Here is a 19,522-nt window from a genome sequence, read left to right as displayed (position 1 = left end):
GCGGAATCCGATTAACGGTTTCTTCCGCACGCTATCCAACATGTCCCACGTCTCTTCCGAATCGATTGTTCTTTCACGCTCGCCAGCCGGCGCGGTTATCGAACCGGCAGGCGACCTGTCGCCGGTAGCGCGGACGCTGCAGGTCCGGCGCTTCATCGACGCGTTCCGTCAGCACGGTCATCGTCAGGCGTCGCTCGATCCGCTGCGCCTTGCGCCCGTGCCCGAGGTGCCCGAGCTCGACCCTGTGTTTCATGGGCTCGATCCGGCGCAGCCGATCGGCGCCGAAAATCCGCTGCTGCCGCCTTCGGCCGCGGTGCATGAACTCGAGCGGCAATTGCGGCGCGTCTATTGCGGCGCGATCGGCCTCGATCTGACCGGCATCCGCGATCAGCAGCGCCGCGCCCAGTTGTCCGCATGGCTCAAGACGGAGCAGCTTGCGCCGTTGCCGGCGCGCGAGCCGCGCCGCCGTCTGCTGCGCCGCCTCGTGGCCGCTGAAACGTGGGAGCGTCATGTGGCGGCCCGATTCGAACATGCAAAGCGCTTCTCGCTCGAAGGTTGCGAGAGCCTCGTGCCGCTCATTGAAGCAATCGTCGATCAGGCTGCCGCTCATGGCGTTCGGCAGGTGTTCGCGGGCATGCCGCATCGCGGGCGCCTGAATGTGCTTGCCAACGTGATGGACTTCGATCCGGCGAAGCTGGTCGATTGTCTCGATCCCGATTCGGAGGCCGCGGCCGTGCAGCGCGATCTGCCGTATCACCTCGGCGCCAGTACGGTGAGAAAGACGCAAGACGGCGATGTCGCGATCTTCCTTGCGCCCAATCCGTCGCACTTGCAAAGCGTCTATCCGGTGGTGAGCGGCATGGCGCGCGCGTACCAGGACGAGCATCGCGGCTTTGGCTGCCTGCCGCTCGTCATGCACGGCGACGCCGCCTTCGCGGGCCAGGGCATCGTGATGGAAACGCTCAACATGACACGCAAGGACGGCTATGCATTGGGCGGCACGATCCATGTGATCGTGAACAATCAGATCGGCTTCACGACGCCGAACCGGATGGACGCCGAAGCGTATTCGTATTGCACGGACATTGCGCGGATGATCGACGCGCCCGTGATCCGCGTGAACGCCGATCGTCCCGACGAAGTGATGCGCGCCGCGAAGCTCGCATTGCAATACCGGATGGAGCACGAGGCCGATGTGATCATCGACCTGATCGGCTATCGGCGTCTGGGTCACTCGGAGCATGACATCCCCGCGCTCACGCAGCCGTTGCAGCAAGCGGCGATCGCGATGCATCAGACCGTCACGGAGTTGTATCACGCGGCCATCGGCGAAGAAACGCCGCTCGACGTGCTGCGCGCGGAAGCATTAAAGGAGCTTCAGACGACGCCGCCGTCCGCGCGAACTTCGTCACGGTCTCACGGCAACCGGATAAAGCGCACGCGGCCGTTGTCGCTCGCGCGCATGCAGTCGTTGACCGCGGCGTTGACTCGCACGCCGCCCGCGTTCCGGCTGCACGAGTTGCTGCGCAACATCACCGCGCAGTGGCAAAAGAGCGTCGCCGATGAAACCGCGGCCGTCGACTGGTGCTTCGCGGAAAACCTGGCATACGCGACGTTGCTTGACGACGGCCATAGCGTGCGCATCTCCGGCATGGACGTTGGTCGCGGCACATTCATGCATCGGCATGCGGTGTGGCATTCGCAAGGCAATGCGGCGGGCAACGCGGCAAGCGACACCGCAAACGCGACCGAGCCTTATGTGCCGCTGCAAAACCTCGGTGTGCATCAAGGCGAGTTCGACATCGTCAACTCGCCGCTGACCGAAGAGGCGGTGCTGGGTTTCGAATACGGCTACAGCGTGCAGACCGGCTCTCACCTCGCGATCTGGGAAGCGCAGTTCGGCGACTTCGTGAACGGCGCGCAAGTGATCATCGATCAATACATTGCCGCGGGCGAGTACAAGTGGGACCAGCGCTCCGGTTTGACGATGCTGCTGCCGCATGGCCACGAAGGCGTCGGCCCCGAGCATTCGACCGGGTATGTCAGCCGCTTTCTGCAACTATGCGCGGGCGGCAACATGAAGGTCGTGATGCCGTCGACGTCATCGCAATGGTTCCATATGCTGCGCGAGCAGGCGTTGAGCGCGGAGCCGAAGCCGCTCGTCGTGATGTCGCCGAAAGGACAGCTCTATGGCAATGCGCGCTCGCATTCGCCGCTCGGCGAGTTGATCGGCGGCGCGTTTCTTCCGGTGCTGGAAGACAGCGGCGTCGCTTCGCCGCAAGACGTGACGCGCGTCGTGCTGTCGAGCGGCAAGTTCTTCTATGACTTGCAGGCAGCGCGCGATGCTGGCGGCGACACGCGAACCGCGCTCATCCGCGTCGAGCAGTTGTATCCGTTTCCGACGAGCGAGCTTGCCGTTGCGCTCGCCGCCTTCCCGCAACTCGAGGAAGTGGTGTGGGCGCAGGAAGAGGAAAAGAAGCACGGCGCATGGCATTTCGTACGCGACGAAATCGAGCAGGCGGTGCCGGCGAACTGCCGCATTGTCGACGTGTGCCGGCGCGAAAGTCCGTCGGGCGCGCACTCGTCGATACGCGCGCATCGCGACGAACAGCAGCGCCTCGTCGCGGCTGCTCTGGCGCGCGGCTGACGTTGCACAACGTCAAGCGGTTTGCCTGCCGAGGTGCGATTGAGTTGCTATTGTTAACAACAACAGGCAGCGACACGCGAGGCTCTCGCGAGCGGCAATTAACCATGCCGCATGGCGGCAGCCTCGCGCTTTCCGGCTTCGTTTCACAGCCTGATTTCGCGGCTTGCCTACGGGCACGCCGGCTCGCGCAAGCGGGCAGCGCGCGTTGGCATGCGGGTTGCGAAGCAGGTCGTCGAAGCGATAGGACAATTGCACATGGCAACCGTACTGCTGGTCGATGACGACGCCGAGGCGCTCGATGCATGGAGCGCCGTCTGCGCCGCCGGAGGTTACGAAGTAAAGACGGCGCTCGACGGCAAGTCGGCGCTCGCGCAGTTCATGGCCGCGCCGGTCGACGTGGTGGTTGCCGACTGGCGCATGCCGGTCATGTCGGGCAGCGAGCTATGCCACCGGTTGCGCACGCTGCCGGGTCTCGCCGACGTCGCGTTCATCCTTGTCTCGGGAGAACCGAGCCCGCCCGCCTTCGTGAGCTTCGACGGATTCCTGCGCAAGCCCGTGGACGGCGCGATCCTGCTCGCAACGATGCGGCGCTTGCTGGACGATCACGTGACTCATCGCGCATTGCAACGCGGCGGGCAGCCTTGATGCTGCCGCACGCCGTTGTGGCGACTTCAGATATCCGCGTGCGGATCGTCGGCCTGCTTCGTTGCCGCCGATGGAATCAGCAGCACCGGCAAGCGCGCCTGGCGCACGCAGCGCTCGGCGACGCTGCCGAGAATCAGCCGTTGAAATCCGCGCCGGCCGTGCGTGCCCATGACGAGCAGATCGGCGTTGAAGTCGGCGGCGGCTTTCAGCACGGCGGTTGATACATCATCGAGCGACGCGGCTTCGCTGACGACAATCTCGCCCTTCACACCTTGCGCGTCCATTTCGCGCGCCAACTCCACGCCGAGTTCCTTGCCCTGTTCGATCAGCCGGTTGCGAAGCACCGAAGGGTCGTAGCCGGGCGCCTCGAAATACATCGGCGTATTTTCGACGACATAGAGCGGCTGCAAAACAGCGCCCGTCGATCTGGCGAGCGCGAGCGCCGCCTCGAAGGCGCGGCGCGAAGTCTGGCTGCCGTCGACCGCTACAAGAATGCGTGTGTACATATCCACTCCACGTCAGGTTGCGAAACTTCGATCATGATCCACCGACTTGCGTTCGGACAGGATGTAAATCAACCGGTTCACAAATTTTGACGTGGAGCCGCGGAAGCCGGCCCGCGTTTGCGATCAGGCGCGGCGCCCTTTGACTCGATTGCAAGAGCGCGAAACGCAGCGAATGCCGCCAGGGTTTGCCTTACAATTGGAGCCTACTCTGACAAGCTGCATCCGCCCGGCCGATGAACGAGCGCAAAACGACGGGCTTGCCCGACAAGATTTACGGCGACATCCTGAATCGCATTCTCGAAGGCGAGTACAAGGAAGGTCAGCGGCTGCCCACCGAGCACGCGCTGGCCGAGCGTTTTTTCGACCTCCCGGCCCACGGTGCGCGAGGCGCTGGCGCGGCTGCGGGCGGACGGCATCATCGTGACGCGCCACGGTTCGGGTACGACGGTCGCGCGGCGGCCCGATCCCGACGTGCGGCGTTTTGCGCCGCTCGAAACACTGTCCGACATCCGCCGTTGCTATGAATTTCGCATCGTCACGGAGACGGGCGCGGCGGAGCATGCGGCACTCAAAGCCGACGCCGACGACATCGCCGCAATCGAAGAAGCGTGGCAGCAACTGGAACGCATCATCGAGACGCGCGGCATCGGCGCACACGACGACTTCCTGTTCCACCTCGCGGTGGCGCGCGCGTCGCGCAACCCGTTTTTCATCACGGTGATGTCGTTCATCGAGGAACAGATTGTTTTCAGCATGAACCTGTCGCGCAATCTCTCGCTCGTGAAAACCGTGGAGCGGCAGCGCCTTGTGCAGGCTGAGCACAGAGCGGTGCTCGACGCGATCCGCCGTAAAGACCCGCAGGCGGCAGGGCAGGCGATGCGAGCGCACCTGGAAAATGCGCTCGAACGGATGTTTGGTTCGTAGGGAGCTTCGCGTGATCCGCCGCGCGCGGATCGAGCAGAGTTAGCAGCGCGTGGACAGTTGCGATGGCCGGCGGCCGGCAGCCAGGCGGCGGAGCAGCGAAGCGGTGGAGGAGCTAAGCGGCCGCGGCCATCGGCCCGAACAGAGCCGTGCGCGTTTTCGGACTCACGGCAATGTCGAGCGCCACTGCGCGTTCCACGCCGATCTGCAGCGGTGAGCCGAGCCGGCTGATCTCAATGCCGGTCTTGCGCAACAGCCGTTCAATTGGCGTCGTGGTCACCGTCACATAGCGCGTGATGCCCATGCGGTCCGCGAACGTGACCAGCTCGTGGATCGCCTGCATCGTCACATCGGCGAAACCGAACGACTTCTCCTCGCCGCTGGTGTCGATCGCGAAGCGGCTCAGTTCCCAGATGTGCCGCCCAACCGGCGCCGCCGCGCCGTGCAGCAGTTGCGGGAAGGTGTCTTTCAGCATGTTCGGCCCCTCGGTCGGCATGAGGCGCCAGCAGCCGCGCACGCGCCGGTCGTCGCCCTGAATCAGCATGTAATGCGGTCCCAGCGCATCGTAGCCGTCGATCTCCATGCCCGCTATGGTCGGAATATCCCACCCCAGCCGGCCGTGAAACACCCGCGCCCGCAGGCGGTACATCTCGTTGATGTCTTCGTTGTCGAACTCTTGACGCATTCCAATCCGGATTGCTGTTTGCATGACGTTCTCCTGAACGTGTTGGGGAAAACCAATACGCAGGAAAACTTATGCATTCTGAATCGTTCCGCCACCTATCTACCTGGATAGGTGTGCATGCTTATCGGATAACGCAGAATTTGAGATAGCAACAGCACTCAACCGACGGGACACGAAAATGGAACTTCTGGACAATCACTGGCAACCGCAAACCGGCCTCCAAACGCGTTCGGCGGAGCCTTCCACAGCGGTGGACCGGGTCTTGATCATTGCTTACCGCAAAAAGAAAAAAGAGAGCCAGCGCCGTTTCTGGGCGCGTTTCGGCGTTACCCAGTCGCGCGGCAGCCGCTTTGAATCCGGCGCCGAAATTCCGGCACCGGTTTCGATCCTGCTGGGCCTGTATTTCACCAAGACCGTCTCGGATGCGGACCTCGGCCGCGCCGAGCGCGTGCTCCACAGCCGCGACGCCGCCGCCTTGCTCAACCCGGGTCAATAAGCCCGAGTTGTGTCGCAATGACGGCTGCCGCGCGCCGCGAATTCACGCCGAGTTTCGTCCTGATGTTTTTCATGTGGAAGTTCACCACGGCTTCCGAGCAGTTCAGGATATGCGAAATTTCCCACGTGGATTTGCCGCGCGCGGTCCATTGAAGACACTCGCGTTCGCGCGGCGTCAGCTTCGGCAACAGCGTCTGCGTGTGCGTATGCAGATGGCGCTGGCTGGTGTCGATCACCAGGTCGCGCAGTAGCACAAGGTTGGGCAGCACGACGTCGATGTGGCGCCAGAAGGTGTCGGTCGGATTTGCGTCGTTCACGAAGCACATCATGCCGGCTTCCTGATTCGGGCCGTGAATCGGCAGCGTTACGCCCGCGCGCAGACCGTGCGCGCGAGCTTCCTCGTACATGGACTGCTGCGGCGCCGTGATGAAGATTTCCGGCGACCAGACAAGCGGCGTCGAGCGCGTCGCACAATGCGCGACGGTCGGGTCGATGTGCACGAGACCCTGCTCGTCGTAAGTGCGGCGCCACGCGGGCGCATAGGTGCTGCGCACGTACGCGTCTTCCAGCCGAATGGTCGGGCGCGGCAGCATGGCAATCAGAAGCCGGTCGAATCCCCACGTCTCGGCGAGATCCGCGACGGCGCCGAACCACGCCGCCTCGTCGGCGGCGTCCAGTAGCGGCGCCATCTGCTCGATAAAATGTAGCGACAATTTCGACTCTCTCAGACTCGCAAATATCCGGTAGGTCATTTGCGCAGGTTTTTATTTACGGCTGCTTTAATCGCAATCTATCACTAAAAGCCTGTTGCACAGAAAGAGCCCCGCACGAGACTGCCGGCATTAATCCGGGCTTTACCTCTGCATAATTGCTGCCCGCAGTAAATCCGCTCGTCGCGGATTGCAGGTTATGCGTCCTCTAGCCCCTATGCCGCCGCGAGCCGCACGCAGCAACGGTTTAGCGCTGCGCCGCCGGTTCGCGGCCTCATCCCCGCGCTGCGACGGCTGCCAATCAAACGGGCAAAACGACCTCATTTGCCAAATCGCGGCTATTACCGCAATCACCGATTTGCGATGCAGTTTCGCTTCCTCACGCTATTCACGGTCCTCGCACGCATTGTCATATAAAAGGCGATGCGTTGCGTTTGGGCATTTCGCCGCGAACGCGAACCCTTCGCGCCCGCGCTGCTGCTCGCAAAGTTGTTTGACAACTTCTCGCAGCCGATGCTACCTTGGGAGCCTGTTTCCATTCCACTCCACTCGACTCCCGTCCCGTCTCATGAACGAAGCCCCATTCGAAGACAGCGAGCTCGCTGCGTCGGTCATGGCTGTGCCGCCTTTGGCGCGCCGCGCGGACCATGCACTCGACGCCGCTCAGAACGCCGCGCTGATCCGCCACATCGAGGCGGGCGGCGTGCGCACGCTGCTCTATGGCGGCAACGCCAATCTGTATCACGTCGCCGTGAGCGAATATCGCGACTTGCTGGATATGCTGTCCGAGAGCACGAGCGACGACACGCGCGTCATTCCGGCAATCGGCCCGGACTACGGAAAAATGCTGGATCAGGCGCGGATTCTCGCGCAGACCCGCTACCGCACGGCGATGGTGCTGCCGCTCGCGGGCTTCACGACGTCGGAGGGCGTCGAAGCGGGGCTGACGCGCATCGTCGATGCAGCCGGCATTCCGCTCACGCTTTACATCAAGAGCGAAGACTATGTGGAAGTGGAGACGCTCGCGCGGCTTGTCGAGCGCGGCACGTTGCTGGCGGTCAAGTATGCGATCGTCCGCAAGAATCCCGCTGACGATCCGTATCTGCGCCGGCTGCTCCAACATGTGCCGGCGGGCAAGATCGTATCGGGCATGGGCGAGCGCCCGGCGCTCGTGCATCTGCGCGAGTTCGGCCTCGCCGCATGGACGACGGGCTCCGGCTGCATCGCGCCGCGCATGGTGACCGCGTTGTTGCACGCGGCGAAGAGCGGCGACCACGAGACCGCGCAGCGCCTGTACGACGCGTTCCTGCCGCTCGAAACCTTGCGCGACGACATCTCGCTGATCCGCGTGCTGCATGACGCGGTCACGTTCGCGCAGATCGCCGACATGGGGCCGCTGCTGCCGCTGCTCAGTTCGACGCCGCCCGAACATCATGCGAAGATCGCCGATGCCGCGCGCACGCTGCTCGCGCTCGAAAGAGAATACGAGCGCGCGCCGTGACCGCTCAATCCACGCTCAATCCATCCACGTAGAGACAGCATGACCGACAACAGCCGACGCTATCCCGATCCTTCCGTGCGCGTGTTCGATCCGCGCTTCAAGTCGCTGATCCTGGCGTCGGCGTCGGTCGAGTGCCTGTATCAGGGCGCGCGCTGGTCCGAGGGACCGGTCTGGTTCGGCGACGGCCGCTATCTGCTGTGGAGCGACATCCCCAACGACCGCATCTTGCGCTGGGACGAAACGAGCGGCGCCGTCAGCACGTTCCGCCAGTCGTCGAATAATGCGAACGGCCATACGCGCGACCGCCAAGGCCGGCTCGTGAGCTGCGAGCATCTGACGCGCCGCGTCACGCGCACCGAATACGACGGCTCGATCACCGTGCTGGCGGATCGTTATCGCGGCAAGCGTTTCAATTCGCCGAACGACGTGGTCGTGAAATCGGACGGCTCGATCTGGTTTAGCGATCCGACGTTCGGCATAGACAGCTTCTACGAAGGCGAGAAGCAGGAGTCGGAGCTGCCGGCTTGCGTGTACCGCATCGACGGCCAGTCGGGCGAAGTGAGCGTGGTCGCCGACGACATACTCGGACCCAACGGCCTCGCGTTTTCGCCGGACGAGTCGTTGCTCTATGTCGTCGAATCGCGGGGCGAGCCGCGCAAGATCCGCGCGTTCGACGTCGATGCCGATGCCGGCGGCAAGGGCGCGGCGCTCTCGAACAATCGCGTGCTGATCGATGCAGGACCAGGCACGCCGGATGGTTTTCGCGTCGACATCCACGGGAACCTGTGGTGCGGTTGGGGCATGGGCACCGACGAACTCGACGGCGTGCGCATCTTCACGCCGCAAGGCGAGCCGATCGGCCACATTGCATTGCCGGAGCGCTGCGCGAACGTGTGCTTCGGCGGACGTCATCGCAACCGGCTTTTCATGGCGGCGAGCCACGGCCTTTACTCGCTGTATGTGAACACGCAAGGCGCGCGCGGCGGCTGATGACAATCACAACGCCGCGCGCACGGTTTGCTCAGGAGGGCTAGTTGCCTGACAAACGCCCGCTGCCTCCATCCACAAACCAGCGGCTCGGGGTTTGCCCTCCTATACAACTTCGCCAAATCATTGACGGCAAAGGCCTTCGGGCCTCGCGCAGTGAAATCCCGTGCTACGCGCCAGCAAGCACATTTGCTTGACATCGGCTGTTCCGCTTCGCTATGTTGCAAGGGTTGAAAGAGACGCTCGGGACACTCGACCGGCGGACCTCATACCAAGAAGCGAGGAGACGCAATGACTGTTTCACACAGGTTGGCGCTCAGGCTGGTGTCGGTATGTTTCGCGGCGAGCGCCGCATTCGGGTCCGCCGCGTTCGCGGCCGATCCTGTCACGCTTAATATCGTCGACGTCGCCGGCGATCTTCAACTCACGCAAAAGGGCTTCGAGGCATTCAAGGCGAAGTACCCGAACCTCGTCGCCAATATCACCTACACGAACGCGCCCGCGCCGCAACTGCCGGGCAAGATCAAGGCGATGCAGGGGGCGGGCCGCTCGGACATCGACCTCGTGCTGACCGGCACCGACGCGCTCGCGGCCGGCATCGAACAGAACCTGTGGACGAAGCTGCTGCCCGATAACGCCGCGCAGTTCCCCGGCGTGCTCGACAAGTACGCGCCCGGCCCGCGCAAGATGCAGGAGCTCGCGCAAGGCTTCGGCCTCGAAGTCGCGTATATGCCGGCCGGACCGCTACTCGAATACAACCCGGCCAAAGTCAGCGATCCGCCGAAAACGCCCGAGCAACTGCTGCAATGGTGCAAGGCTCACCCGGACAAACTCATCTACGCGCGGCCCGCGAACTCGGGACCCGGCCGCACGTTTCTGATGGGCTTGCCCTATGTGCTCGGCGATAAAAATCCGCAGGACCCGATCAACGGCTGGGACAAGACCTGGGCTTTCCTCAAGCAATTGAACGAGTGCATTCCGTACTATCCAGGCGGCACGTCGGCGGTCATGAAAGAACTCGGCGAGGGCACGCGCGACATGACGGTGACGGTGACGGGCTGGGACATCAACCCGCGCGCGCTCGGCATCGTGCCGGCTGAATTTCGCGTGCAGGCGTTCGACAACATGACGTGGGTGAACGACGCGCACTTCATGGTGATTCCAAAGGGCGTGCCGAAGGAAAAGCTCGAAGTTCTCTACAAGCTGATGAACTTCATGCTCGAGCCCGCGCAGCAGGCGTTGACTTACGACGACGGTTACTTCTATCCGGGACCGGCAATCAAGGGCGTTACCGAAGCACAAGCGCCCGCGCATAGCCAGGAAGTCCTGAAGAAGTACGGTCGGCCCGAGTACGCCAAGCTGCTCGCGGAACGTCCGCACGCGTTGCCGCTCAATGCAGCGGCGATGGTCGCCGCCTTCAAGAAGTGGGACACGGAAGTGGGTGCGCAAAAAACCAAATAGCCACGGCGGACAGCCCGCGCTTCCACTCATGCCAGTGCGATTCGCGCGCGACCCGTGACCGGTCGCGCGCATCAGGGAACCGCCATGAAGCATCACTTTGAACAGTTGCGGCTCGATTCGGTGAGCCGCAGTTTCACGAATGCGGAAGGCCAGTCGATCGCGGCGCTGCAAGGGCTCGATCTGGACATCCGGCGCGGCGAGTTCATCGCATTGCTGGGACCGTCGGGCTGCGGCAAGTCGACGGCGCTCAACTGCATCGCCGGTTTGCAGCCGTTGAGCGGCGGTGGCATCTGGCTCGACGACAAACGTATCGACGTATTGCCGCCGGAAAAACGCGGCTTCGGCATGGTGTTTCAGAACTACGCGCTGTTTCCGCATATGAGCGTGCTCGACAACGTTGGCTTCGGTCTGAAGATGCGCGGCGTCGGCAAAAGCGAAATCATGCGGCGCGCGCGTGAGGCGCTGCAACTCGTGCAGCTCGTCGGCCACGAACGCAAGTTGCCGGGACAGCTTTCCGGCGGCCAGCAACAGCGCGTGGCGATTGCACGCGCCATCGTGATCGAGCCGCCGCTGATTCTGATGGACGAACCGCTTTCGAATCTCGACACGAAGCTGCGCATCGAAATGCGCGCGGAGATCCGGCGCATTCACAGCCAGCTCGAACGCGCGACGCTGTACGTCACGCACGATCAGGACGAAGCGCTGTCGATGGCCGACCGCATCGTCGTGATGAGAGAGGGCGTCGTGCAGCAGGTCGCGACGCCGAAAGAGGTGTACACGCGTCCGCGGAATTTGCATGTCGCGCGTTTCATGGGCTATCGCAATGTCGCCGAATTCACACTCGAAGGCACGCAAGGCGAAGGCGTTCTGGTGAGCGCAGACGGCGTGCGTCTGATCGGCACGCCGATGGCCGGGTTCAACAGCAAGCGCGTGAGCGTCGCGCTGCGTCCAGAAGACATGGAACGCGCGGCGCCTGGTGCGGAGAACGCGTTCGACGCGTTGGTGACTGTCGTCGAATACGGCGGCAATAGTTCGCTGCTGCGCGTGAAGACCGCGTTCGGCGAATTGTGGGCGCGCGTGGCCGGCGAATTCGAAGAGGGCGAGCGCATCAGCCTGCGCGTGCCGCCGTCGCGCACGCTCGTGTACGACGCAGAGGCGGCACAACCATGAATACGCCGACGTATCCCGCGCCCGTTCCGCCGACCGCGCCCACCGCTCGCGCAAGACAGCGCGACGGCAAGGCATGGCTTGTTACGCCTGCGCTGCTCGTCATCGTCGCGTTGTTCATCTATCCGTTCGCGTACGGCCTTGCGTTGTCGTTCCGGCCGATGAACGGCGGCAGTGCATGGGCCAACTATCTGACGTTCTTCACCGACACGTCGATGTGGCCGACCATCATCGTCACGCTGAAGCTCGCGGTGCCGGCGACGCTGATCAACGTCGGCGTGTCGGTGCCGGTCGCGTTCGCATTGCGTCGGCATTCGCGTTATCAGAAGTTCGTGACCACCTTGCTGGTGATTCCGGTCACGCTCGGCACCGTGCTGATCGCCGACGGCATGCTCACTTACTTCGGACCCAACGGCTGGTTTCCGCAGGCGCTGCAGGGCCTGCACCTCTATACGCGCGAAGTGCGGCTCACGCATAACTTCTGGGGCGTGCTGATTTCGCTGATCGTCTCGGGCTTTCCGTTCGCGTTTCTGTTGACGCTCTCGTATGTGACCGGCATCGATCCGACGCTCGCGAGCGCCGCGGCCACGCTCGGCGCGAGTCCGTGGGAGCAGTTCCGCCGCATCTATTTGCCGCTGCTGATACCGGGCTTGACGATGGCCGCGTGTCTTTCGTTCGTGCAGGCGTTTTCGGTGTTTCCATCGGCGGTGCTGCTGGGTGCGCCAGCAGGGCCGACGCGCGTGATGTCGATTGCCGCCGCCGAAGCCGCGTTCGAAAGTTACGACTATTCGCTTGCGTCGGCGATTGCGATGGTAATGGGCTTCGTGCAACTGCTCGTGGTCGTCGCGATGCTCGGCGCGCGCCGCCTGTCGTATAGCGGCCCGGCAACAGGAGGCAAAGGCTGATGACGAGCGAACATCGCGGCGCGCCGGGCTCGTGGTCGACGTCCACGTCCGCATCCACGCAGCAGGGCGACGACGCTCGCGAACCCCACAAGCGCGCGAAGCAGCGCGCGAGCGTGCCGGGCCGCGTGTGGCGCGTGATCGTGTGGGGCGCGATGGTGTTCTTCCTCGTCAACGTCGTGCTGCTGATCGCGACGGTGGCGGTCAACTCGATCGCGACGCGCTGGTTCGGCACCTTGTTGCCGCAAGGCTTCACGCTGCATTGGTATGCGCAGGCGTGGAGCGATTTTCAACTGGCGAGCGTGCTGTGGGTCACGGTCGAAGTGGTCGGCGCGGTCGTGCTGTTGTCAGTGCTGCTCGGCGTGCCCGCGGCCTATGCGCTTGCGCGCGTGCAGTTTCCCGGCAAGCGCATCGCGATGCTGATCTTTCTGTTGCCGTTGATGGTGCCGCCCGTCACTTACGGTATTCCTATGGCGACCGTGATGTACAAGGTCGGCCTCGCCGGCACGCTGAGCGGCGTGATACTCGCGAACCTCGTGCCCGCGCTGCCGTTCGTGATTCTGGTGATGACGCCTTTCATCGAGCAGATCGATCCGAATCTGGAAGCGGCGGCGCGCATCTTCGGCGCCAACACGTTCCGCTATTTCCGCTACGTGCTGCTGCCGCTGCTCGTGCCAGGCATGCTCGCCGCCGCGCTGCTCGTGCTGGTGCGGACCATCGGCATGTTCGAGCTGACGTTTTTCACTGCGGGGCCCGCGACGCAAACGCTTGTGGTCGCGTTGTACTACGCGGTGTTTTCAACGGGCGTGCGCGCGCCGCAATCCATCGACGCGATGGCGATGATCTACATGGCGATCACGCTGATCTGGGTGTTGATCGCGCTGCATTTCGTGAGCCCGACGCAGATCGTCTCGCGCGTGAAGGAACAGAAGCATTGAGCGGAGCCGCGCATCGCGCGCGGCTCACACGTGGGCCCACACGCGAGGCTTATTCGCCGACGCGATAAACGCGCCCCGTTTGCGCGCCTTCCACGCTGCGCAGATACGCTTGCGCGGCGCGTTGCGCGGTGACCGGCTCGAAGCCGCGGAAGTACGGCGCATAGCTTTCCATCGATTCGCTCAGCACTGTTGGGCTCACGACGTTGATGCGGATGCCGCGCGGCAATTCGATCGCCGCGCCTCGCACGAAACCCTCTAGCGCGAGATTGACGGTCGTCGCATTCGCGCCTTCGCGGATCGGTTCGTCGGCGAGAATGCCGCTCGTCAGTGTGAACGAGCCGCCGTCGTTCACATAGTTCTGCCCTGCGAGCACGACGTTGATCTGTCCCATCAGCTTGTCGCGCAGGCCGACCCAGAACTGCTCGCTCGTCATTTGCGGCAGCGGTCCGAAATGCACTTTGCCGATGGCCGTGACCACGCCATCCACCTTGCCGATCTCGCGAAAGAGCCGCTCGACGCTCGCAGGGTCGGTGCTGTCCACCTGATACTGGCCGCGCGTCGCGCCCACTTCGATGACTTCATGCCGAGCCTTCAGCTCCGCGCTCACTGCCTGGCCGAGTGTGCCGGTGGCGCCGATCACGAGGATCTTTTTCATTTACCGCTCCGTCGAGTTGATGTGCGCCGATTGTGCACCGGGCCGCATGGCAGAAAAACGCCCGGCGGCGAGCAGGTCTCGCAACCACCGGTTTGTAATCGAAGACATCCGATAAAAAGCGCGCATTGCTATTTAAACGGCGTGCGCGCTGTTATGTCCGGGCCACTCGGCTTCATCGCCGTGATTCAAACACGCGCGCAAACCACATGATTATCTAACTCGATGTATTTCGATCACGCGCGTAGGCCGCAAATGATTAAGGGCATAATGGATGCGGCCGCGTTCACCGCGATTCTCGCCCGCACGCGAATAGTCGAAGAGATCCTCTGCGGAATGGATTCCCTGCGGCTCGACCATGCCTTTGTCGACGACGGTATAGCCAGGCTCGAGCGCAAGCAGCAGATGATTGCCGCCGACCCGGCTGTCGAATCCCGCCATGCCGTCGAGCGCTTCCGCCACGCTGTTGACGAGCGTCGCGTTGCTGGTCGTGATTTCGTCGACGGCAATGGGGCTTTGACCCGCAATGCGCGCGGCTTCGTGGTTCTTGCCGTCGGTGTCCACGGTGCTGTCGTGCGTGCGGTCGTTATACAGTTCCGCGCTGCATGAGTGGCTTTTGACGGTTGCTTTGGGCGCGTCTGCGGAATTGTCGATAGCGCTGTTCATATGCATTCTCCTTTCAGGAAGTGAGGTCCCCGAGAGCAAGGTCCGTTCCTTTTGCAGGGCGATTGCGTTCGCGCGTCTTTCGTTTTTTTTAATGAACGCGCATTTTCTACAGAGTATGATCATACTCCGGCGTGGAATTGCTGCCGCTGTTTGCAAACGCGGCGCGATGAACGCGGGCTTACTTAAAACATTCTACGGGGCCGTCAGGGCGGGTGACATATGCACTTTGATGCTGCATTCACACATCGCGGCTATTTGTTAAATTGCGCACCGGCGCGCGCCGGCGATGGCAAGTGGCAGCCTTACGTGGTCATCTCGCGCTCGAGCGACGGCGAACTCGTCGCCAACCGTTTTTTTCCAACCGACCTTTGCTTCCCCGACGAAGCGACGGCCATCGCCCATGCGCGCGATTGGGCCGTGCGCTGGATCGACGCGAGCAGCGTGACCATCTGAGCGGGCAGTTGCGCCTGGACTTGCACCCGCACTCGCGCTTCGCGCAATGCTGCGCGAGCCCGCGCAAAACGCGGTAATCTCTCGGGACAATCACTCGATACCGTGCTCGCCGCACGGCGCTGTCCGTTTATGCCTAATGTGCCTTCCCAGAACTGGGGCCTAGAACAGATCGTCGCGGACTTGCGCGCGTCGCGTGAAGAACTGCATCGCACGCGGCATCCGCTCGGCATTCGCGAGTTGCCGTCACGCGAAGCGGTGGTCGGCATCGTCGCCGGCTTGCGTGCCGCGCTGTTTCCCACGCACTATGGCGCGCCCGATCTGACTGACGAAACCGTCGACTACTACGTCGGCCATACGTTAGAAAGCACCTTGCGTTTGCTCGCCGAACAGATTCGCCGTGCGCTGCGATTTCTGCCGGAACACGCGCAAACGCCGGAGGCCGAGTTGCGCGAGCGCGCCTTCGAAGTGGCTCGCCAGTTCGGCACGCAGTTGCCGGGCATTCGCGCGCTGCTTGTCAGCGACATTCAGGCCGCGTTCACCGGCGACCCGGCCGCGCAGCACATCACCGAAATTCTGCTTTGCTATCCGGGCGTATGGGCGATGACGCATCATCGTCTCGCGCATGCGCTGCATCGTCTCGGCGTGCCGTTGCTCGCGCGCTTCATCAACGAGATCGCGCACTCCGCGACCGGCATCGACATTCACCCAGGCGCGACGATCGGCCCGAGTTTTTTCATCGACCACGGCACGGGCGTCGTGATCGGCGAAACGGCGATTATCGGCGAGCACGTGCGCGTGTACCAGGCGGTGACGCTCGGTGCGAAGAGCTTTGCCGCCGACGTCGACGGCACGCTCATCAAAGGCAATGCGCGGCATCCTATCGTCGAGGACCACGTCGTGATCTACGCGGGCGCGACCATTCTCGGACGCGTGACGATCGGGCGCGGCTCGGTGATCGGCGGCAATGTGTGGCTCACGCATAGCGTGCCGCCAGGCAGCAGCGTCTCGCAAGGCAAGGTGCGCGAAGGCGAGCGCGGCGACGAAGGGCGGCGCTGATGCCCGCGCGCGACGGGACGCGTGGCCGCGTCCACATGCCCCGTTGCGCGATTGCCGGCGTCGAGGCGACCGTCGCCGAAACCGCGCGTGCGTTCCCGCGACATTCGCATGACCGGTTCGGCGTGGGCGTGATCGTCAGCGGCGGACATAAGTCGGCGAGCGGCCGTGGTCCTGTCGAAGCGCGCATGAACGACGCGATCATGGTCAACCCCGGCGAAGTGCACGACGGCAGTCCGCTCGACGAGCGCGGCCGCGCGTGGCACATGCTGTATTTCGAGCCGTCGATGCTCGTCAGCGCCGCAGCCGAACTGAACGCGACCGAAGCCCGCGAGGTCGAGCTCACGCAGCCGGTCGCGCACGATCCGCTACTCAAGCATTTGTTCGAACGATTGTTTGCGATGGCCGTGCAGCCTTCCGCGCGTGACGATCTCGCGTGTGAACAGGCGCTGGTCGAGTTGGTCGCGCATTTGCTGTCCGCGCATGCAACGTGTCGGGCAACCGGTCATGCGCGTATGTTGGGCACGAGTTCGGTTGCGACTATCGCGCACGCGAAAGCACGCATCGACGACGACCCCGCCGCGCCCCTCACACTCGCCGATCTCGCCGATGAAGCGGGCATCAGCCGCTTTCAGTTACTGCGAGCTTTCGCGCACGAAACGGGTTTGCCGCCGCACGCGTACCGGATGCAACGGCGCGTGGTGCTGGCGCGGCAATTGATAGCGCGCGGCGTATCGCTTGCCGACGCGGCGGCTGCGGCCGGCTTCGCCGATCAGAGTCACATGACGCGGGCTTTCGTGCGCCTGCTCGGTGTTACGCCGGCCAACTATGCTGCAGCGATGCGTTAAACAGCGTGGGGGGACGCGTGAGCCGAGCGGCGCTTCGATGCGCGTTCGGCAAGCCCGCCGCTAGAACCGCAAATGCTTCAGCACGTCGAGTTCGTGCGCGCCGGGCAGCCCCACATGTCGCCCGATAAACCAGGCCGCGGCCCATGAAGCGGCGACCACGATCAGATCGCAATGTCCGCTATTCCACAGGTTCAACGAATGCCGTCCGGCGATCCACGGCACGCCGAGCGGGTTCGGCCAGTCGGCGAGCAGATGCATCAGTCCGCCGCATGCGAAGCCGAAGGCTGCGGCCGCATAGATGGAGTGCCCGAGCTGGAAGTATGAAACCGCGAGCAATGCGATCCAGCCGATGCCCCAGTGCGTCAACGTACGGTGCGTGATCCACAGCTTGCGTTTGCGCGACCACCAGGCAACTTCGAGCCAGTCGGGCGCCGTGCTTCCCGCGACGCCCGCGATAAAGCTCATCACTACCCCGAGATAAAACAGACCGTCGTGGCCACCGCCCGTGTGCACGACAACGGCCGCGGCAATGGCGCCGGCCGCGAAACCGGTTGCGTGATGTGCGTTGCTGGATGCCATCGGAATGAGTGGCGCGCCGCGCCGCGTGAAGGAGAAAGGGCGGCTATGTTCGCAGATGCGCGCCCAAAAAAATAGCCGGGACGCCGAACTAAAAGTTCATCTCCCGGCATGGCGCGCGAAGCGCGATCCATGCTCGCATCACATGAGAACGAGCATGCCTCGCACAAACATCACGTCGCGCATCGCGCAATGTTAAAGCGCATTTCCGGTTCCGGCGGATCGTCGGGCGCATTGGCCGGATGCATCACCTTGATGACGGAGCCGGCGTTCGACGGCGTCAGCGTGACGAAGTACGAATTGTTCGAGTCGGAGCCGACTGCGATTTCGGTCGCGGTGCCGACGCGCGACAGACGCACTCGCGACAAGCGGCTCTCGAGGCAACTCGCCACGTACGCGGGCGCGCGCTGCGAGGACACATAGATCATGGGCTGCGACGGGTCGCGCGCGGAAGGTCCGCTGGACGAGCCGCAAGCCGCGAGTGTCGCAATGACAGCGGTGGTGGAAGCGAGCAGAAAGATTCGTTTCATGTCGATGTCGTCGGCGTCCGTGGTCGGGCGCGGGAACTTGGGGGCGGGCGAAGCATGACGTGCGCCGTGCACTAATCAATGCGCTTGCTAATGCAGCGGCCAACGCAATGCACGCTTCGCGACAAAGCCGCTCTTCGCCCGTTTGACAATCGTGCTGCGAGCACGATTTCAATCGCGAGCAAAAAGCGGACGCCCGAGTATACCCAGCACGCATTCGCGCCGTCACTTCCGTTACAAGCTGATACGTCGCTGCGTTTTTGAGCGGCTTTTATAGAGGCTTTACAAGCGGCCGCGCAAATCGCCAGATGCCCGCCTTCGACTTGTCCGTTCGTCATAGTGCGGCGTTCCGCGCGCTCAGGGCAGGTAGAATTGCAGGCTCGACATGTGTACTAGTCCAGCGAAAGTGAGTGAACCTGCAATGACCGACCCCAACCTTCCATCGTCCGATCCTGCTCTTTCCACGACGGAAGGCTCGTCCGCACCGGACGCCGCGCAACTCGAAGGCGAGCTGGACGTGGTCCACGAAGACCGTCTTTGGCGCGACGACGGCTGGACCGCGCGCGTCATCAAGAACGAAGACGACGAAGGCTGGGCCGTCGCAATGCTCAAGGACGGCGAAGTGGAACCCGCGCTCGTCGGCCCGTGGACGATGGGCCGCAACAAGAAAGACCCGAAGCCGCTCGACACCGGCGCATTCAACACGCTCGTCAAAACCGCGTCCGAAGTATTGCGCCGTCATGAGCAGCAGTTGCGCGCGCAGCTTCACAAGGCCGTACGTGTGCCGAGCGCGGACGGCAACGACGAACTCGACATCACGCTCGACATCGTCCCCGACGAAGACGAGCCGTACGCGCTGCTGACCGCACTCGACACTTTCGGCGAGCAGCTCGCCCAAGTGCAGGTCGCGCCGAATTTCAAGCTGAGCAAGGCGAGCGCTTCGGCGTGGGTCGAAAACGAATTCCGCCGTCCTGGCTGAAAATCCCGCTCGCAAAGGAATGAGCAGCGCAGGGCAAGGAATGAGCAGGGCAGGGCAAGCGCCGCAACTATTACCAACGGCTGTCAATATACTTTCACATTCGCTTCATAGAATCCTCGCGTCATAGCGGCGCGAGCGTGAACCATGGTTTCGATCCGGGTCGGGCCGGCTGTGAGTCAACCCACGCCACCACAACCAGGATT

At 63.2% G+C, this 19,522-nt stretch carries 20 protein-coding genes and 1 pseudogene; 14 read left to right on the top strand and 7 right to left on the bottom strand.

The window, feature by feature from the left end:
- Positions 1-40 precede the first annotated feature (40 nt).
- Together ABIE53_RS21085 and ABIE53_RS21080 are read left to right on the top strand one after the other, a co-directional pair.
- Complete coding sequence (locus ABIE53_RS21085; protein WP_192699677.1) at positions 41-2,647, top strand: 2-oxoglutarate dehydrogenase E1 component; 2,607 nt, start codon at positions 41-43, stop codon at positions 2,645-2,647.
- A 255-nt stretch (positions 2,648-2,902) separates the two neighbouring features.
- Positions 2,903-3,292, top strand: coding sequence for a response regulator (locus ABIE53_RS21080; protein ID WP_006049654.1), 390 nt, complete (start codon positions 2,903-2,905; stop codon positions 3,290-3,292).
- Positions 3,293-3,318: 26 nt separating this feature from the next.
- Here the strand turns inward: ABIE53_RS21080 and ABIE53_RS21075 are convergent, their stop codons facing one another.
- The gene (locus ABIE53_RS21075) at positions 3,319-3,798 is read right to left on the bottom strand and encodes a universal stress protein (RefSeq protein WP_192699678.1); all 480 of its coding nucleotides are present in this window, start codon (positions 3,796-3,798) and stop codon (positions 3,319-3,321) included.
- Positions 3,799-4,031: 233 nt separating this feature from the next.
- Here ABIE53_RS21075 and ABIE53_RS21070 point away from each other — a divergent pair.
- Positions 4,032-4,722 (top strand): annotated as a pseudogene (locus ABIE53_RS21070) (FadR/GntR family transcriptional regulator).
- A 112-nt stretch (positions 4,723-4,834) separates the two neighbouring features.
- Here the strand turns inward: ABIE53_RS21070 and ABIE53_RS21065 are convergent.
- The gene (locus ABIE53_RS21065) at positions 4,835-5,428 is read right to left on the bottom strand and encodes an acyl-homoserine-lactone synthase (protein ID WP_029966860.1); all 594 of its coding nucleotides are present in this window, start codon (positions 5,426-5,428) and stop codon (positions 4,835-4,837) included.
- A gap of 154 nt (positions 5,429-5,582) precedes the next feature.
- Here ABIE53_RS21065 and ABIE53_RS21060 point away from each other — a divergent pair, with 154 nt between their 5' ends.
- On the top strand, positions 5,583-5,900 hold the full coding sequence (locus ABIE53_RS21060) for a helix-turn-helix domain-containing protein (RefSeq protein WP_006049650.1): 318 nt from the start codon (positions 5,583-5,585) through the stop codon (positions 5,898-5,900).
- On the opposite strand, the gene ABIE53_RS21055 is transcribed toward ABIE53_RS21060, so the two are convergent.
- Positions 5,884-6,588 (bottom strand): helix-turn-helix transcriptional regulator, encoded by a 705-nt coding sequence (locus ABIE53_RS21055; protein WP_029966858.1) that lies wholly within the window; start codon positions 6,586-6,588, stop codon positions 5,884-5,886. The two genes, ABIE53_RS21060 and ABIE53_RS21055, sit on opposite strands and share 17 nt — an antisense overlap.
- Before the next feature lie 589 nt (positions 6,589-7,177).
- Between ABIE53_RS21055 and ABIE53_RS21050 the strand changes: the two genes are divergently transcribed.
- The 6 genes from ABIE53_RS21050 to ABIE53_RS21025 all read left to right on the top strand — a co-directional run bounded on the left by ABIE53_RS21050 (position 7,178) and on the right by ABIE53_RS21025 (position 13,565).
- The gene (locus ABIE53_RS21050; protein WP_192699679.1) at positions 7,178-8,110 is read left to right on the top strand and encodes a dihydrodipicolinate synthase family protein; all 933 of its coding nucleotides are present in this window, start codon (positions 7,178-7,180) and stop codon (positions 8,108-8,110) included.
- 39 nt (positions 8,111-8,149) lie between these two features.
- Entirely contained in the window at positions 8,150-9,100 is a 951-nt protein-coding gene (locus tag ABIE53_RS21045; RefSeq protein WP_006049647.1) for an SMP-30/gluconolactonase/LRE family protein, read from the top strand.
- Positions 9,101-9,388: 288 nt separating this feature from the next.
- On the top strand, positions 9,389-10,558 hold the full coding sequence (locus ABIE53_RS21040; RefSeq protein WP_107706924.1) for an extracellular solute-binding protein: 1,170 nt from the start codon (positions 9,389-9,391) through the stop codon (positions 10,556-10,558).
- A gap of 84 nt (positions 10,559-10,642) precedes the next feature.
- Positions 10,643-11,728, top strand: a complete 1,086-nt coding sequence (locus tag ABIE53_RS21035; protein ID WP_107706923.1) for an ABC transporter ATP-binding protein — start codon at positions 10,643-10,645, stop codon at positions 11,726-11,728.
- Entirely contained in the window at positions 11,725-12,630 is a 906-nt protein-coding gene (locus ABIE53_RS21030) for an ABC transporter permease (protein ID WP_006049643.1), read from the top strand. Before ABIE53_RS21035 ends, ABIE53_RS21030 begins: the two co-directional genes overlap by 4 nt.
- Complete coding sequence (locus ABIE53_RS21025; RefSeq protein ID WP_192699680.1) at positions 12,630-13,565, top strand: ABC transporter permease; 936 nt, start codon at positions 12,630-12,632, stop codon at positions 13,563-13,565. Before ABIE53_RS21030 ends, ABIE53_RS21025 begins: the two co-directional genes overlap by 1 nt.
- Before the next feature lie 49 nt (positions 13,566-13,614).
- Here ABIE53_RS21025 and ABIE53_RS21020 read toward each other — a convergent pair whose 3' ends face one another.
- Together ABIE53_RS21020 and ABIE53_RS21015 are read right to left on the bottom strand one after the other, a co-directional pair.
- Positions 13,615-14,220 carry a short chain dehydrogenase gene (locus ABIE53_RS21020; protein WP_006049641.1) on the bottom strand — a complete coding sequence of 202 codons (606 nt, stop codon included), beginning with the start codon at positions 14,218-14,220 and terminating at the stop codon, positions 13,615-13,617.
- A 210-nt stretch (positions 14,221-14,430) separates the two neighbouring features.
- Positions 14,431-14,883, bottom strand: a complete 453-nt coding sequence (locus ABIE53_RS21015; RefSeq protein WP_006049640.1) for a DUF3005 domain-containing protein — start codon at positions 14,881-14,883, stop codon at positions 14,431-14,433.
- 219 nt (positions 14,884-15,102) lie between these two features.
- On the opposite strand from ABIE53_RS21015, the gene ABIE53_RS21010 reads away from it, so the two are divergent.
- The 3 genes from ABIE53_RS21010 (at position 15,103) to ABIE53_RS21000 (ending at position 17,237) form a co-directional block, all read left to right on the top strand.
- A complete protein-coding gene (locus tag ABIE53_RS21010; RefSeq protein ID WP_006049639.1) occupies positions 15,103-15,336 on the top strand; it encodes a hypothetical protein in 234 nt (77 codons plus the stop codon).
- 129 nt (positions 15,337-15,465) lie between these two features.
- Positions 15,466-16,392 carry a serine O-acetyltransferase EpsC gene (gene epsC, locus ABIE53_RS21005; protein ID WP_006049638.1) on the top strand — a complete coding sequence of 309 codons (927 nt, stop codon included), beginning with the start codon at positions 15,466-15,468 and terminating at the stop codon, positions 16,390-16,392.
- Positions 16,392-17,237, top strand: coding sequence for an AraC family transcriptional regulator (locus ABIE53_RS21000; RefSeq protein ID WP_107706919.1), 846 nt, complete (start codon positions 16,392-16,394; stop codon positions 17,235-17,237). The genes epsC and ABIE53_RS21000 overlap by 1 nt, the downstream gene beginning before the upstream one ends.
- A 60-nt stretch (positions 17,238-17,297) precedes the next feature.
- On the opposite strand, the gene ABIE53_RS20995 is transcribed toward ABIE53_RS21000, so the two are convergent.
- Together ABIE53_RS20995 and ABIE53_RS20990 are read right to left on the bottom strand one after the other, a co-directional pair.
- Positions 17,298-17,816: a metal-dependent hydrolase gene (locus ABIE53_RS20995; RefSeq protein WP_192699681.1), complete on the bottom strand. Its 519-nt coding sequence runs from the start codon at positions 17,814-17,816 to the stop codon at positions 17,298-17,300.
- Positions 17,817-17,986: 170 nt separating this feature from the next.
- On the bottom strand, positions 17,987-18,415 hold the full coding sequence (locus ABIE53_RS20990; protein ID WP_374710215.1) for a sugar ABC transporter ATPase: 429 nt from the start codon (positions 18,413-18,415) through the stop codon (positions 17,987-17,989).
- Positions 18,416-18,761: 346 nt separating this feature from the next.
- Here ABIE53_RS20990 and ABIE53_RS20985 point away from each other — a divergent pair, with 346 nt between their 5' ends.
- Complete coding sequence (locus ABIE53_RS20985; RefSeq protein WP_192699682.1) at positions 18,762-19,319, top strand: SH3 domain-containing protein; 558 nt, start codon at positions 18,762-18,764, stop codon at positions 19,317-19,319.
- The last annotated feature ends 203 nt before the right edge of the window (positions 19,320-19,522 follow it).

The sequence above is a fragment of the Paraburkholderia sp. OAS925 genome (assembly GCF_040543975.1).
In the GTDB taxonomy this organism is placed as follows: domain Bacteria; phylum Pseudomonadota; class Gammaproteobacteria; order Burkholderiales; family Burkholderiaceae; genus Paraburkholderia; species Paraburkholderia graminis.
This window is presented reverse-complemented; position numbering and strand designations above follow the sequence as displayed.